Origin of the sequence: Pareuzebyella sediminis, assembly GCF_008367235.1 — a bacterium.
GTDB classification, from domain to species: Bacteria; Bacteroidota; Bacteroidia; order Flavobacteriales; family Flavobacteriaceae; genus Pareuzebyella; species Pareuzebyella sediminis.
Map to the genome: position 1 here is coordinate 45,780 of NZ_VTZS01000008.1, position 14,363 is coordinate 60,142.

The 14,363-nt window shown below is 38.6% G+C and carries 13 protein-coding genes; 4 read left to right on the forward strand and 9 right to left on the reverse strand.

Annotated features, from left to right (window positions below):
• Window positions 1-119 precede the first annotated feature (119 nt).
• From F2B13_RS19915 to F2B13_RS19955, 9 genes are all read right to left on the reverse strand, one after another.
• Window positions 120-704 carry a hypothetical protein gene (locus F2B13_RS19915; RefSeq protein ID WP_149304957.1) on the reverse strand — a complete coding sequence of 195 codons (585 nt, stop codon included), beginning with the start codon at window positions 702-704 and terminating at the stop codon, window positions 120-122.
• A gap of 496 nt (window positions 705-1,200) precedes the next feature.
• On the reverse strand, window positions 1,201-1,938 hold the full coding sequence (locus F2B13_RS19920; RefSeq protein WP_149304958.1) for a DUF6090 family protein: 738 nt from the start codon (window positions 1,936-1,938) through the stop codon (window positions 1,201-1,203).
• Between the two features lie 19 nt (window positions 1,939-1,957).
• The gene (locus F2B13_RS19925; protein ID WP_149304959.1) at window positions 1,958-2,728 is read right to left on the reverse strand and encodes a DUF6090 family protein; all 771 of its coding nucleotides are present in this window, start codon (window positions 2,726-2,728) and stop codon (window positions 1,958-1,960) included.
• A gap of 237 nt (window positions 2,729-2,965) precedes the next feature.
• Complete coding sequence (locus tag F2B13_RS19930) at window positions 2,966-3,475, reverse strand: hypothetical protein (RefSeq protein ID WP_149304960.1); 510 nt, start codon at window positions 3,473-3,475, stop codon at window positions 2,966-2,968.
• An 83-nt stretch (window positions 3,476-3,558) separates the two neighbouring features.
• A complete protein-coding gene (locus F2B13_RS19935) occupies window positions 3,559-4,524 on the reverse strand; it encodes an RNA-binding domain-containing protein (RefSeq protein ID WP_149304961.1) in 966 nt (321 codons plus the stop codon).
• 693 nt (window positions 4,525-5,217) lie between these two features.
• A complete protein-coding gene (locus F2B13_RS19940; RefSeq protein WP_149304962.1) occupies window positions 5,218-5,670 on the reverse strand; it encodes a hypothetical protein in 453 nt (150 codons plus the stop codon).
• A gap of 163 nt (window positions 5,671-5,833) precedes the next feature.
• Window positions 5,834-6,640: a hypothetical protein gene (locus F2B13_RS19945; RefSeq protein ID WP_149304963.1), complete on the reverse strand. Its 807-nt coding sequence runs from the start codon at window positions 6,638-6,640 to the stop codon at window positions 5,834-5,836.
• 215 nt (window positions 6,641-6,855) lie between these two features.
• Window positions 6,856-8,298 (reverse strand): alpha-L-fucosidase, encoded by a 1,443-nt coding sequence (locus tag F2B13_RS19950; RefSeq protein WP_149304964.1) that lies wholly within the window; start codon window positions 8,296-8,298, stop codon window positions 6,856-6,858.
• 175 nt (window positions 8,299-8,473) lie between these two features.
• The gene (locus F2B13_RS19955) at window positions 8,474-9,454 is read right to left on the reverse strand and encodes a hypothetical protein (protein WP_149304965.1); all 981 of its coding nucleotides are present in this window, start codon (window positions 9,452-9,454) and stop codon (window positions 8,474-8,476) included.
• Between the two features lie 497 nt (window positions 9,455-9,951).
• Here F2B13_RS19955 and F2B13_RS19960 point away from each other — a divergent pair, with 497 nt between their 5' ends.
• The 4 genes from F2B13_RS19960 to F2B13_RS19975 are packed head-to-tail and all read left to right on the forward strand — an operon-like array spanning window position 9,952 to window position 14,267.
• The gene (locus F2B13_RS19960; RefSeq protein WP_149304966.1) at window positions 9,952-11,055 is read left to right on the forward strand and encodes an acyltransferase family protein; all 1,104 of its coding nucleotides are present in this window, start codon (window positions 9,952-9,954) and stop codon (window positions 11,053-11,055) included.
• 34 nt (window positions 11,056-11,089) lie between these two features.
• Window positions 11,090-12,202, forward strand: a complete 1,113-nt coding sequence (locus F2B13_RS19965) for an amidohydrolase family protein (RefSeq protein WP_198440173.1) — start codon at window positions 11,090-11,092, stop codon at window positions 12,200-12,202.
• 15 nt (window positions 12,203-12,217) lie between these two features.
• A complete protein-coding gene (locus tag F2B13_RS19970; protein WP_149304967.1) occupies window positions 12,218-13,483 on the forward strand; it encodes a hypothetical protein in 1,266 nt (421 codons plus the stop codon).
• A 52-nt stretch (window positions 13,484-13,535) separates the two neighbouring features.
• A complete protein-coding gene (locus tag F2B13_RS19975; RefSeq protein WP_198440174.1) occupies window positions 13,536-14,267 on the forward strand; it encodes a carbohydrate-binding family 9-like protein in 732 nt (243 codons plus the stop codon).
• Window positions 14,268-14,363: the final 96 nt, after the last annotated feature.

Genomic DNA, 14,363 nt, shown 5'->3' on the forward strand with positions numbered 1-14,363 from the left:
TATTTGCTTACAGCACTAAGTTAGCAAAAAGTCACAGCGTGAGGAATATTCGAAGAATATTCCGATTGACATTTACCAACCTCCAACAATTACTTATAGCCGTTGTTGGCATTTCGTTTTTATTCTATTTTCAATTTTGTTCCATAATAGGCATTGATGAGATAAAGCACATTAATCAAAGGTCCTATCATCAATGCTTGTTTCCAATCGATAACTCCGATAAACGTTATTAAGAAAGTCAAAAATGTAATTCCTGAAAGTGCTATTGCAGTCCATTTAAGCCAGTGTTTTAGATAAGTGTCCGCTGAGTATAGCTTTAGTAGACCACCCAAAAAAATTAGGTTTCCGAATACAAAAATTACGGTAGCCATTTGATTGGCCATTTGGGACAATTCAAAGGATGTATTCTCATATCCACCAAGCATTATCGGATAGGTCGAAAGTAGAATCAGTTGTCCAACAGAAATTATCGTCCAACTTATTTTCTTGAGCTTAAAAGCAAAGTATAATGCACCAATCGCTATAAGGGTCATAAAAAGAAATTCAACTTTCCAATGCATACCATATATATCCCAATTTTCATTCACGTAATTATGTCGTTCCACTGGGTTTAGGGGTGCTTTACTTGATAAATAGATATAAATTCCTATCGTAATATTTATCAATATGGAACCTGATGTCCAAAATAGTTTTCCAAGTTTCATAATATTCTGTATTAAATGAATGCCATTGACCTACTACACACGACACCTGCGAAAGCAGTGTGCGGGTTGTGGCGCTGGTATTGATTTCTACTGAAATATAGCAAAATCCGGCAACTATGAAGTGGATATCGGTCTTACTCAACGATCCGCTTTATAGTTCTGGGGCCGCAGCACGGCATCGGTCTTTTGAGGGAGTGAAGACTTTACCCCTTTTGAGTACCACAGAACCATGTAGGTGGTGCCGATATCTCGGTAACCACATCGGTTAGCAAGTGGCCAAGCTTATTATAGCTTATGATCATACCGATACTGGTGAACACAAAAATAAGTGTGCCACATATAGAGCCTGTGCTGAACTTGATTCCGTAAGGCGGAGCAAGTTATATCAAAACAAAAAAGGTGGTTTAAGATAAAAAGGGCCTATTAATTCTCTTTGAGAGGCAGGACTATGGCTTTTCATAGGAGCCATTGTTGTGCTTTCTTTATTTTTCAAGGTTTATTCATTCTTCAATTTTTCATCAATCAAAGTGATAATTTCTAAACTCTTGGTTCTATACTCTTTCAAGTGTGGGATATAATTATTGAAATACATTTCATAGATAACTTTAGCTGTATTTCTATAACCTAAATCGGTTAAGGCGTATTCTATGAAAGCATCACTATAAGCACCAGTACCTCTAAAGTCAAAATCAGCAAACCAAGGCTGTGTGTATTTTACAACTTCTAAAAAGGAATTTGAGTTTGTAGCTAATTCCTCTAAATCAACAGAAATGTTATTCGACAAATCTAAATACAACTTATTTAATTTAATTGATAAAGAATCACTAGAAGTATTGTTTTGTTGATTGTAGTTTTGTAGCAGCTCACTGCCATTTTTTCTTAATTTAATATCTGGGAAACCGAAATTTACATATCTACAATTTACACAGTTTAAAAAGTCTTCTCTTTTTCTTGTTTTATCTATAATTGCCAAATAATCTTTTTCTATAGATTCTGAAGAATTGACAATTTTATCTATGTTTTTTATGTCTTGCCCTAAATCTGATTTTATGGTTGCATAAATATTATTCAACACTTTTTTTTGTTGCCGCTCTTGATTCCAATTGTTAATTGACAGAGCAATTAAAATTCCAATCACGACAAGAATAATTTCCCCAAGAGCATACTTTAGATACTTTCCAGTTTTACCTTCTGAAATTAAATTTTGTCTAATTTTTCTAAAGAATTTAATCATTGGTTGATTGGTGCCGGGGTTATTTTTTTTCCAATTCTTTTTCTATGATTTCAATAGTCTTTTTTAGATGATTTTCTAATGTAGGATATTGATAAGTGAACAGATTTTTGGTTGTGCCAGTATATCTCATAAGGTTATTTTCAAATTCATTTTCACTTAATAAATGATTGTTAGTACTTTTAAATTTAGGTAATTTGGGAATTCCTATTATTTCGGCTAATCCATTTCTGTCCGCCATTGTTCTTAAAGAGCCATTCTTTTTAATATATTCTATACTGTTATTGTATTCTTGTATTACATCCTGCTCTTGATTTTTTATTCTAGAAACCAAAGGGTCTAATGCAATTAAGCATTTTCTAAGACTATCATTCCTAATGTTTTTTAAATGACCAGAGGTTTTCATTTCAGTAAGTACACTATTCTCATATCCGAATTTATAGGTATTAGAAAATACTTTGCCAAATGTTTTTGATAAATAGTCTTCTGTTATAGTATCTTGGTTACTGTCGATTAGGTTAAAAATTTTGTTTTGCCATATATTCAAAGCGTAAACATTCTCTTTGGTGTCGATAACTTGCTTCAGATTATTAATTGCTTCGGTTTTTAGAAGTCTTAAGTATTTCTCTTGATTACCTTGTATGTTCTGTTGTTCATTCCAATTGTTAATTTGCAATGCAATTAAAATTCCAATAACAACGAGTACAATTTCTCCAAAGGCATATTTCAAATACTTTCCAGTTTTACCTTCTGAAAGTAAATTTTGTCTAATTTTTCTAAAGAATTTTATCATTGGTCATGGTTGGTTCACAACGGTCTCGTATAACCGTTAGTTAAGGGTTTATATGCGTTAATTTTCGGTTTGGCACAGACGTTAACAATTCCGAGTGGATTCGGACGTAGTCGAATCCGCCGACACGAGCGAAGCGACTGACGAACTCCAAAAAAAATAAACAATCCTGAGTAAATTGCGGTTAGCATTGTTGTAAAACGTTTTTTATTTCTCCTTTTTTGGGTCATTCAATTCTTTTTAAGCGATTTCTTTTTTCAATTGGTCAACTTGAAATTTTATTGATTTGTTAGTCGATTCAAGTATGGTATTTTCTTTGTTTATATTGTCAATTATTGTTTCCAATTCTGATACACTTTGCGTGATGTTAATACTGTAAATTCCTAACAACAAAGTAGAAAGTCCAAAAATAGAACTCAGAATAACACCGCCTTTGCTAAACTTATTCAACTGATTTTGTTCGACAAGGTTAACTCCTTTTGGTTTTATCTTTACAATTGCAGATATGTCTTTTCTCGCAATTTTTACACCTGCTTCTTGAATTATCCAGATGCCACGTTTATCTCTAACTTCTATATACTCTTCAGAACTTAAGAATTTCAAAAAGTCTTTCATTTTTTTTCTTTCTCTTAAGTTTGGCTCTTCTGGAAAATTTTCTAGAAGGAATGGTCTAATTTCTATAAATCCAAAATAATTACTCTTCTTTTGAATGTACTTCAGTAATTCGATATGTAAAAGTTTGATTTTCATTCAGATGTTGCCAACTATGAGTGTATGTGCCTGTAGCCTGCCGATAGGCGGCTATGGCATATACACAATGTTCTACTGCGTTTTCATTTGTCTCTATATTCCTCAATTGTTTCATCTAACCAATTTGGATATCTATTGATTACCGCCTTTACACTATCGACAAATTTTTGAGAATACTTGTGAGTTTCGGTTGTTTTACCTGTCTTAATTGAAGTGTGATATTTTTTATCACCCTTGACTTTAAGTTTCCAAAGCACACATTTAAGTTGATGTTGATTTAACTCTAACTCTGCCTTTAGTTGTCCAAACCTATAAGGATATAAGTCGTCTGAACTTGGGATATTTTCGGTATCAACTGTTCCGGTAATCTGTCCTATTAACTTTAATGTTGGGGCTCCTTCTTTTTCCGTGAATTCTCCTTCTTTTATGAAATTCAACTGATTTGCAATTTCTTTATCTATTAGTATTTTCCCTTTTGTTGAATGCAATTCACCTTTATAACTATCCAAAATATGGATATGTCGAGGACCAACCTCTCCGATTTTTTCAATGTGTTTTACCCAGAATTCTTTTTCTTTTTGCCTTTCTGAGTCCAAAAGCTTTTGCAACTCTGGATACTTTATTTCTGTTGATTCACCTCGATAACGATAGTAAATTGCTCCTTCTCTTAAAATTTTCGAATAGTTTGCTTTACAAACAATTGGTTTTATATCTGATTCGTTAACCCAAAAGCGTCCAAATGTCATTTCTTCAAATTCCATTGTCACCATTCCCCAATCAATATCGTGACTAAAATACTTTTGTAGGAACTGATTTATTATAAGAGAATCGCAATCTTCAAATTTGTTGTTTTGCAAGCCGATTGGCTTTCTTGGACTATCATTAATACCAAAAATAATCTCTCCTCCACGATTATTTGCCATACCAACAATGGTCTTAATATACTTTGCGAGACTATCTCCGAATTGAAACGCCTTCTTAAATTCAATATCATAAGACTCCCTTTGTCTTAAATATCCTTTGGCATTTATTTCATATTTGAATCTCATTCAATTTTTGTTTCTAATGCAGTTTAGGTTTTGTTAGCTGTAGATTTATTACTCAAAGATATTTACTTAATTTAAACAGAATCATTAAGATTAAGTCACTTTTTTACTATATTGTGATAATGGGAAACCTGAAGATCTGGGAACCCTAGCAGAGTTCTTTGAAGTTTGGCATTTAAAAGAGGTGATGGTTGTCGTGATCAGTCATTTGATTATTAACTTAAAAAAAACATTTTTTATGGAAATATTAGAAACTGTAATCGTTCATCTTACAATTGGATTTATCCTAACTTTTTTAAGCGTAACTATTATGCAAATTGGCGGTGGTGTTGGCATTGCAGGCGGGTTGGTCAACTAACTTATGATTTGTGTCAAATTTTGAATATTATATGCTAGTGAACTGGTTCGATGCCAGTGCCCCGCCACATATTAGCCATCCATTCATGGGTGGCTTTTTTTCTTTCACTACACCCCTAGATATACTCCTGAATTACAGCTAACGGTTTAGCTATGAACAGTATGGGGCAAACTGGCACTTGCTTTCCGCCAAGCACATAGCAAAATCTTATTGTTTTGATTTATTTTTTTCTATCCAGAGCAAAATTCATAAGATTTTGCGACATCATGAAAATACGCAAACCATTCGATTAAGCCCGAAACCCGTATTGTTTATAGGTTGTGTTAGCACAGGTATTTTTACTTTTTAAGAATCCTATTATTTTTTGGATTCCGGGGGTCATACAAAATTCTTAAGGAGTCATTTACTTTGATTTCATGGTGAAAGTATTGTTTATAATCCCTTTTTTCCAATATTTCTACCCCTCTTATGGCCTCTCCGCCGACAAAAAACTCAAAACTTATTAGATAGTTGTTTACCCTAGTTCCATCGAAGTCATTTACTTTATAAGAATTTCTTTTGAGTCCAATAACTATTCCCTTTGCAACTTCTCCATTCTTTTCAAGTCGGTCAGTTTTGGACAATGTGAAATAGCCAAAAACTATTAGTGAAATCAATAGTGTCAATAAAATCCAAAGTCCAATTTTTTTTATTTGATTTTGATTATCTAAGTCCTTTCCGCTCCTGAAATGAAATTGAAAAAATTCGTCAGCCGCTTTTTCGTCTTTATTTTTCTTTTTGAAATTGAACAATTGGATATAACTTAATATTTGTGCTAACGGTTGGTGTATGATTAGGTGCGGTGGCCAGCAACTAATTTAGTAAACAAACTCAGACCCGAGAAAATTCCGAAGGAATTTTCCAAATAAGCACTTGCCAAAGCAATTAATTATACACAGTGTTAGGCAACGTATTTTATTCAGTTCCTCTGTATTTCGCATATCTTGCTTTCATTTCTTGTTCAACTCCTGTACTATTTCCAAATCCTCGAATTTTCTTTAGAGTTTCTTGGTAATTAGGATGCAATCCACCATCACAAACTATCTCGTGAATTTCATTTTCAAAGACTAATACTCCACGCTGATAAATATGAATGATTAATGCTCCAGAATGATAACGCTCAATACTATTTTTTCTTGGAATATAGTTGTAGCCCATTAATCTCTCATTTGGAAATCCATATTCATCCGTCATTTGTTTAAAATCTGAAATTATTTCTGAAGCTCCATTAATTAGCTCATCCAAACTCAATTCAATTTCACGAGTTCGCCAATCGTGATATTTGCTATTAAATTCATTATCACGATTGAGTAATGAAAGAAATTTATCCCTTAATTTTTGATTATAGTTTTCTTTGTAATAATCCGAATAGGTGTTGAAATCCGCGCTAAATTTATCGTACCATTCGTATTTCTTATGATATCTGAAATATCGTAATGGAACTCCACCCTTTGCTAATCGGATGGCAATCTGTTCAGCCCATTCCGAATTCTTTAGTTTTTGAGCCACCGCAAAAGCTAAATGCAAATCAGCACCAAAAGGATGATTAGTCTTTTTAAAAGCGAGCTTAAAGTTCTTTTCAGCTTCTTTATACTTTTTACCAGAATAATTCTTACGAGCTAATTCTACCAAAGGATAATATTCTGTGTATTCACAATCTTGAGCAATTGATTTTGCCGAAAAAGTCAGAATTATCAATATCAGCAGAATGTGTTTTTTCATATGTTGCCTAACGTAGGAATATGATCATTGATGATATTCCCATTATCTCCCTAAGATAGTAAAAGCCTTCAACTCTTAATAAATAAGCACCATACAAACCTAGTGCACCTAGAAAAGGGCTTGGTCTCTCCGTACATAGTTGAGGGCGTACCACTGCGCATAGCGACCGATGGGAACCCTTGCCCATTCAAAATAGCAAAAGGGAATGGCATACGTTATTCAGGGGCGGTATGAAAGGCGGAAAAATTCAGGATATTCGGTTCTCCTTTCGATTCGGTCACAAGTAGCCGAACTGCAGAAACTTCCATTTCGTCAAAGCGATGGATTAATTTATGGCCTATACAAGAACCTTCAAAAATAGGTTGCCAGCCCTTTTTTGTTTTTCCTTCAATTCTGAATTTGCGTACGCGCTCTCCCTTGGAAATGTCTTCCATCAACACTAGTTGGTTGATGATACGATGTTTGGGAAATCTCAATGCAATCTGTCTTCCCGACCCTGAAGTGGCGCCTATGGGGTTTGAAAACCTTCGCTTGATTTCGTCTCCGAATTCCTTTAGTCTCTTGACATCGGGTTCAGGTAGTAATCCATCGGGCCCCGGGGGCACCCCTAAAATAAGGCTGGTATTATGCCCTACGGAATTATAGTACATATCCACCAAGGTGTTCAAGGAAAAGATCAAGTGCTCTCGATCGGGTTCCCAAAACCAGTCATGGCCCCCATTACCGCGTAAAGGTGCATCACTCATGGCGGGCATATAGTAGGCTCCATGGGGATCTCCGGTTTTCAAGAGTTGGAAGTTGTTTTCGGCAATCTCTTTCTTCGCAGTTTCTCCTGCCCCCGTAGAAACATACGGAAACGTGCCCCAAGAAGGATAAGGAACCGTACCGCTTTCGCTACCTCCCCAGCGCATGTCGGCACGCTGTAAATTATGGTAGAACAAACAGTTTGGCTGGTATTTTTCAAAAATGGAAAGTACGTCAGGGCCGCCCTGCTCAGGGCCATGTGCACCGCCATCAAACCAAACGATGGCCCAGTCGCCATAGCGGCTGAAAATTTCCGTGACTATATTCTCGATCATGCTATTGTAGTGCTTTTGCCGATTTTCCGCAAAAGCATTCGTTCCATTCACCTTGAAATCATAGACGCCATAAAAAGCGTTCCATCGCGTTCCGATATAGACACCCGGTAGTATCCCGTATTTTTCACAGGAAGTTTTAAAATCACGTAAAATATCACCTTTCCCATCTTGCCATTTTAGGGCTTTCATGGAATAGGGGGTCGCATCACTTTGGTGAAAAAAGAAGCCTGTTTCATGGCTTACGGTAAGAATAGCTATTTTGAACCCGGCATCACGGAGAGCTTTGATCCACTGGTCCATGTCATAGTGTTGCGGATTGAAGATATTATAATCTTCTACCGGGGTAATCCGTGCTTCCTGCTGTACATATAATTTTCCATCGAAGGCATGCAGGTCTATGCAAAGCAAGGCGGCCAGCTCCGCATTTTGCCATTGTAGTTGGGCCGGGGTCGGAATCGGAACTGAGGGCTCATTTTGTGCGTTCACGTTCGATAAGATGCCGATGAAACATGTAAAGGCAATAAGATAGGTACGCCTATAAAGTGTTTTCCAATTTATTCCAATCCCTAATGTATCCATCTTGGCGATGCTTTACTAATTCAACCTATAGTTTTCCTTATTGGTGCTACTAATTGATTTTTCTAAAATACTCCTTTGACGAATCCCGACCGTACCACCGGATATAGCGAACGATGCACACCCAGAAAATAAAGTCCAGGGGGAATAGATGACCTGGAGCATGGTCGAGCGTGGCTTATTTTTTCATTTGTTGCTGAATCCAATTCATCAGTTCATCTTTGTTGATGGCATTCCAAGTAGTCTCCGGGTTCTTTTTTTGTGCCGGATTATCATCGGGTTGAAACACCGTTAGTTCCGTATTTTCATTTCCTGCCAGTTCTAATTCCGCCAAAAAACCGACCATATCCGTCGCATTGTTTTCATACAAGGTCTTAAGGTACGTGGTGAGCCCATATTTTATCGCGGGTTCTATATAAGCTTTTACGGAATACTCCGTATAAATCTTGATGTTTTCATTTTTTGTATCGGTATAGCTATACGCGGAGAAATCGAAATAACTATTTGGATTGGTTTTGGGTGTGCCGTTTAGGTGCGTTTCCAACATATAATTTATAAATTTTGGCTCCCATAGGTTATTTCGGTTGATCCTTATTTCGCGTTCATGTTGATACCATTTTCTTACCCAATCCATGGTGAAATTACAAATGACAATGCCTGCTATATGGAGTTGAAACTCATAATTCTCCTCCTTCATGAATTTAATATATCTCATCGCTCGATGGCCTACTAAACCTGTGCCCAAGAAGAAAATGTTCTTGTTGGGTAAGTGGTATTCTTTGAAAACCTGCCGAATTACTTCATGCGTGGAAAGTCCGGACGCCTTGGAAAAGTAAAAATCAAAGGGGATTTCAGTTGAAATGGAAAGCACTGCAAAGCCACTTTCAGCACCCTGGTTGTACAGCTGCTTTGCGTATTTATTTTTGTTATCGTACCCTGAATCCTCGAGAAAAATGAGTACTCCTTCGACCGTCTTATCTTTTGGGAGCATCAACGTATAGCCGCTTTGGATAAAAGGTAAAAAGTCATTTTCTCCCGTTCCGACCCTTAAGCTATCCTTTTTCAATGGTTCATATCTTTCCACGATGGTCTGCGAAAAAGTATTGCTGCTACTTATACCCAAAACAAGTAAAAGGAACAACTTCAACGGTGTTTTCATAATCGTTTTGTTTTCAATGACTCTTGAGATTTGCGTATGATGGCCCACTACCGCCGACCGGTAACGCGACGGGAAGGCGTGACAAGGTAACCTTGCAAGTACGTACCATACTGATCATCCGTGGGGGTTTTTAGAATTGCGACCATAAGTTACCCATATTCCGGACCTTCTATTTTTTGACACGTGCATACTAGGGGTGAAGGTCGGGGTGACTTTATTAATTTCCAATTTTTAATAGGGAAAATTTACATCGTACCTCAGTTGCGGGAATAATAAGGAGTAGAGTTGCTATCGAGCATTCAACACCGATAGGTCTGTACGTAAATAGTCAACTGTGCAGAGGAAAAATCTGGTAGGGAAAAAGGATTACGATATAAGTGGTTTATTTTCAGTAACTTTTTTATAAATTACCATAATGGTAGTGAAATCATAAAACAGTTCGATGTCACTTCCTTAGAACTAGGTACCTATCTAAAGACCACATAAAACAACCAACCATGCCTGAACCACAAGAGAAATCAAACGGTCGTCTTTTATCCCTCGATTTTTATAGGGGATTTACCATGTTTTTGCTCATTGCCGAGTTTACACATCTATTTACTTTTTTTGTGTTGCCCCAATTTGAGGGAACCTTCATTCATGCTATCGGATCTCAATTTCACCATGTTCGCTGGGAGGGACTGCATTTCTGGGACCTGATCCAACCCTTTTTTATGTTCATTGTCGGAGTCGCCATGCCCTTATCTTTTTCAAAAAGGATGGCAAGAGGGGATTCGTATAAAGATTTGAGCATTCATGCGGTTAAGAGGGCGTTTTTGATGTTGCTTTTAGGTTGGTGGTTATACTGTATCGGGCCGGGAGAAATTGTGTTCAGGTTTCAAAATGTATTGGCACAACTAGGGGTTACCTATATCTTGGCCTTTTTGGTCATCCGTAAATCCGTATGGGTCCAAATAGGTTTTTCCCTACTGCTACTTTTAATTACCGAAGGATTATATCGGTTCTTTCCCGTGGAAGGGTTTACGAATGCCTTTGTCAACGGAGAAAATTTTCCGGCCTGGTTCAATATGCTTATTTCAGGATCGGACAGTGGCGCCGGCTGGGCCATGTTCAATGCCATCCCTACCGCGGCACATACGATTTGGGGCGTTGCGGCGGGCCAATTGCTTATCAGTAATTATTCGGCGAAGAAAAAATTACAAATCTTGTTTGCCGCCGGGTTTATAGGGTTGCTCATAGGCTTCGGGCTAAGCCCGTTCACACCTATCATAAAAAAGATCGCGACCACTACCTTCGTTTTTGCAAGCGGGGGATGGTCTATTATTGCCCTTGCCCTATGCTATTGGGTAATAGATATCAAAAAATACCAAAAAGGCGTGTTGTTTTTTGCTATCGTTGGTATGAACCCCTTGTTTATTTATCTATTCGCCCATGTGGGAGGTGCCGATCTGATCAAAGAAATATTTCTTCCGATGTCAAATGCGCTCTTCGGTTGGACAGGCGAGTTGAGCGCTCAAATCATTCTGAGTTGTATCGTGCTTTTTATCCTTTGGTACATTTGCTATTGGATGTACAAAAAGAAACTGTTCATCAGAATTTAATACCAATTGTATGAACCTGGGCCCGTTCAAAATAATGAGGTTTCTTTTTCCTGTACTTCTTCTCACAGTTGCATTCGGTCACATACGGATATTCGAGAGCGACGAAAAAATGGAGGATATCGGGGAAGAGGAATATTATGGCCTTGAAGATTTCGGGTCCGTAAAAAAGTTTGACGTCCATATTCATATCAACACCGAAGAAGATTTTTTTATAGCGCAGGCCCAAGCGGATAATTTTCGATTTTTAGATATTGTAGATGACCGGCCCTTTGGCCTGCCCATGGAGGAGCAGCAAAAATTAGCCATGCTCCATTTGAAGAATTTTCCGAAAAGAATGGTTTTTGCCACCACCTTTTCGGTCGATGACTGGGGTAACGAGAAATGGAGTGAAAACACGATAGAGAAATTGAAAAAATCTGTTTCGGAAGGGGCGGTAGCCGTCAAAATTTGGAAGAACATCGGGATGGATCTTAGGGATGAAAATGGAAAATTCGTGATGGTCGATGATGCCCGACTCGACCCTATTCTGGATTTTCTCGAAACAAATAATATTCCATTACTGGGTCATAATGGGGAACCGAGGGACTGTTGGTTGCCCCTTGATGAGATGACCTTCAGTCAAGGGTATTATAGCGCTCATCCCGAATACCACATGTACCTGCATCCGGAGTACCCATCGTATCAAGATCAGATAGATGCGAGGGACCATATGCTCGAGAAACACCCAAACCTAACTTTTATGGGCGCACACTTGGGTAGTCTGGAATGGAGCCTTGATGAGTTGGCAAAACGGCTCGATAGGTATCCGAATATGCATGTAGATCTGACCCGTTTGTCGAACCTAAAACTTCATGCCTTCAACGACCGACAAAAAACGAGGGACTTTTTTATCAAATACCAGGATAGACTTATCTATGGTACGGACAGTCAAATCAATACGACTGAAAATCCCACGGCATTTAAAAAAAATATACATGATCGATGGCTACGGGAATGGAAGTTCTATGTGACGGACGAGCAAATCAACTTGAAAGACTATGGTGATTTTAAGGGCTTGCAACTACCTACCGAAGTAGTGGATAAAATCTATGCAAAAAACGCATTGCGGATATTGGGTCTTCAAAATTGGGGATCAAAACCTGAGTAAAATTCGATGTAGCTTATGACCAGACGTGAATTCACAAGAAAATCTACCATGTTAGGTGCCGGTCTCGCAGCTTCAAATTTTCTTGTATTTGCGGGAAAAAGGGCCGTTCGTTATGCGGATTTGAATTTAACCGTACCCCTGCCGATCCAGATTGTGATCGATGATGTGGGGTGGTGGTCCGGAAAAGACGGTAATAAGCGCCAGGAGCCCTATCGTACAGGTATCGATAGAAACCATGTGCCTGCGGATTATCAGGCCATCGTAGATCTGGGAAGGAAACTGGGCGTACGCCCACAGGCGGCCACTATCCTTTGTGAGTGGGACAGAAAGAATATTTTGCGCGAAGTTCCGACTATTACATGGATGCGCGAAAAATGGGATAATAGCAAATGGGTGGGGCCCTGGTTGGATGAAGCCGCCGATATCATAAGAAACAACCAAAGTCATTATGAACTTACGATGCATGGCGTAGGGCATGAATATTGGGCAGACGAAAATATGACCCGGGCAGAATGGGCGGATAGGTCGGGAACCATGCGGCCCCTTGACCAGGTCGAAACCCATCTGGACTATTTTGAAAAATTGTTGCACCAAAATCAACTAGGCTCTTTTCCTACGGCTTTCGTGCCCACGGCGTTTTTACACGGTTTCGGTTTGACCGGTACCCATCCAATCAGTATGGCGGAAGTGGTCAAGAAACGTGGAATTGAGTATATCAATACCCCTTTCAGTACTATGTATAATGCCGAGGGTGCCCAATTTGGGGTGTTTGGCATTGACTCCGGGGTAATTACCATTGACCGGGGAGAAGATCTGCTTGATTGGAACGACATTGGTGAAAGACCAAGTGGCGTACTTACAGGCCCCACTTGTGGTTTGCATTGGCCCAACTTGCTGCACGAAGACCCGCTTCGAAATACTGAAATTGTCGATGCTTGGGTGAACCTTTTGAAGCCCTACAATGATAAACCCGAAACTATCTTGGCGGGGAACTCCTCGTTATTTAGAAATCAGCTCATACATCATGTGTGTACAAAAGTGCAAATTCAAGAAAATAAATTTGAAATTGATTTTAGGGAGACCCATACATTGAAAGATCAGCTGAGTGATACACGGTTGACACTCAAAATAGCGTCGGACAGCGCGTTAACCTTCCATTCAGAAGATGTAACGCTATCCAACGTAAAAACACACCAAGGGAGAAATGACTATTTGTATACCCTGGAAGTCGATAACTCGAAGGGCCTCGATAGCGCATGGGTCAAATTTGAGTCATCTTAAAAGTATGAAAACACGATTTGTACATTGTCCATCAAAAATAAATAGGAAGCAAATGGCACTCAAATATGTAGTAAATCTTGGTTTGCTTATTCTATTCGTAGCATGTACAGGGCAAGAAACATCCGATTATACGGTGGAGGCGATCCGTACCCCGAGCCCCCCAGAAATCGACGGCATCGAAGATGACCCTATTTGGCAACAGATTACGCCGGTAGTGCTTAAAGAAAATCGTACTGGAAATGAAACGCGGGATGTGGCCATACGTACCCAGGTCAAATCTTGTTATGATGACCAGACCCTTTATTTTTTATTTCTATGCAATGATCCGGATATCTGGACATCCTTTACCCAAAGGGACGAACATTTATGGGAGAACGAAGCGGTGGAACTATTTATCGATGTTGATGATGAACCGGAGACCTATGTGGAAATCGAAGTGTCTCCGGCCAATGTGCTCTTCGATAGTTATATCGTTGACACCTTGAATATCGATGTCCCCGAGACCGCACTTTTTAATTTGAAAGGAATAAGAACGGCAGTAAAGGTGGCCGGAACACTTAATGATCGAAATGATAAGGATGATCACTGGACGGTGGAGATTGCCATACCTCTGGCAGATCTTGGCAATGAAAACATACCACAGGTAACAACTGCGACAGAAATACGAATTAATTTTTATCGCTTGGATGAAAATCAAGGAAAGGAACGGATGTATTATGCCTGGTCGCCCACAGTCGACCGATTTCATAAACCCGCTTCTTTTGGCCGTTTGATTTTTAAATAATATGCCTCAAAAGCCAAGGCCATCTTTTTAGGGATAGATGAAAAGATGATCATTTGAAATGATAGGGGTCTATCCACAAACCAATTAGAAAAGAGC

Bases quoted from the DNA above. Each gene is read 5' to 3' on its own strand.
- F2B13_RS19915 (WP_149304957.1), bottom strand. From the start codon at position 704: ATGAAACTTGGAAAACTATTTTGGACATCAGGTTCCATATTGATAAAT.
- F2B13_RS19920 (WP_149304958.1), bottom strand. From the start codon at position 1,938: ATGATTAAATTCTTTAGAAAAATTAGACAAAATTTAATTTCAGAAGGT.
- F2B13_RS19925 (WP_149304959.1), bottom strand. From the start codon at position 2,728: ATGATAAAATTCTTTAGAAAAATTAGACAAAATTTACTTTCAGAAGGT.
- F2B13_RS19930 (WP_149304960.1), bottom strand. From the start codon at position 3,475: ATGAAAATCAAACTTTTACATATCGAATTACTGAAGTACATTCAAAAG.
- F2B13_RS19935 (WP_149304961.1), bottom strand. From the start codon at position 4,524: ATGAGATTCAAATATGAAATAAATGCCAAAGGATATTTAAGACAAAGG.
- F2B13_RS19945 (WP_149304963.1), bottom strand. From the start codon at position 6,640: ATGAAAAAACACATTCTGCTGATATTGATAATTCTGACTTTTTCGGCA.
- F2B13_RS19950 (WP_149304964.1), bottom strand. From the start codon at position 8,298: ATGGATACATTAGGGATTGGAATAAATTGGAAAACACTTTATAGGCGT.
- F2B13_RS19955 (WP_149304965.1), bottom strand. From the start codon at position 9,454: ATGAAAACACCGTTGAAGTTGTTCCTTTTACTTGTTTTGGGTATAAGT.
- F2B13_RS19960 (WP_149304966.1), top strand. From the start codon at position 9,952: ATGCCTGAACCACAAGAGAAATCAAACGGTCGTCTTTTATCCCTCGAT.
- F2B13_RS19965 (WP_198440173.1), top strand. From the start codon at position 11,090: ATGAGGTTTCTTTTTCCTGTACTTCTTCTCACAGTTGCATTCGGTCAC.
- F2B13_RS19970 (WP_149304967.1), top strand. From the start codon at position 12,218: ATGACCAGACGTGAATTCACAAGAAAATCTACCATGTTAGGTGCCGGT.
- F2B13_RS19975 (WP_198440174.1), top strand. From the start codon at position 13,536: ATGGCACTCAAATATGTAGTAAATCTTGGTTTGCTTATTCTATTCGTA.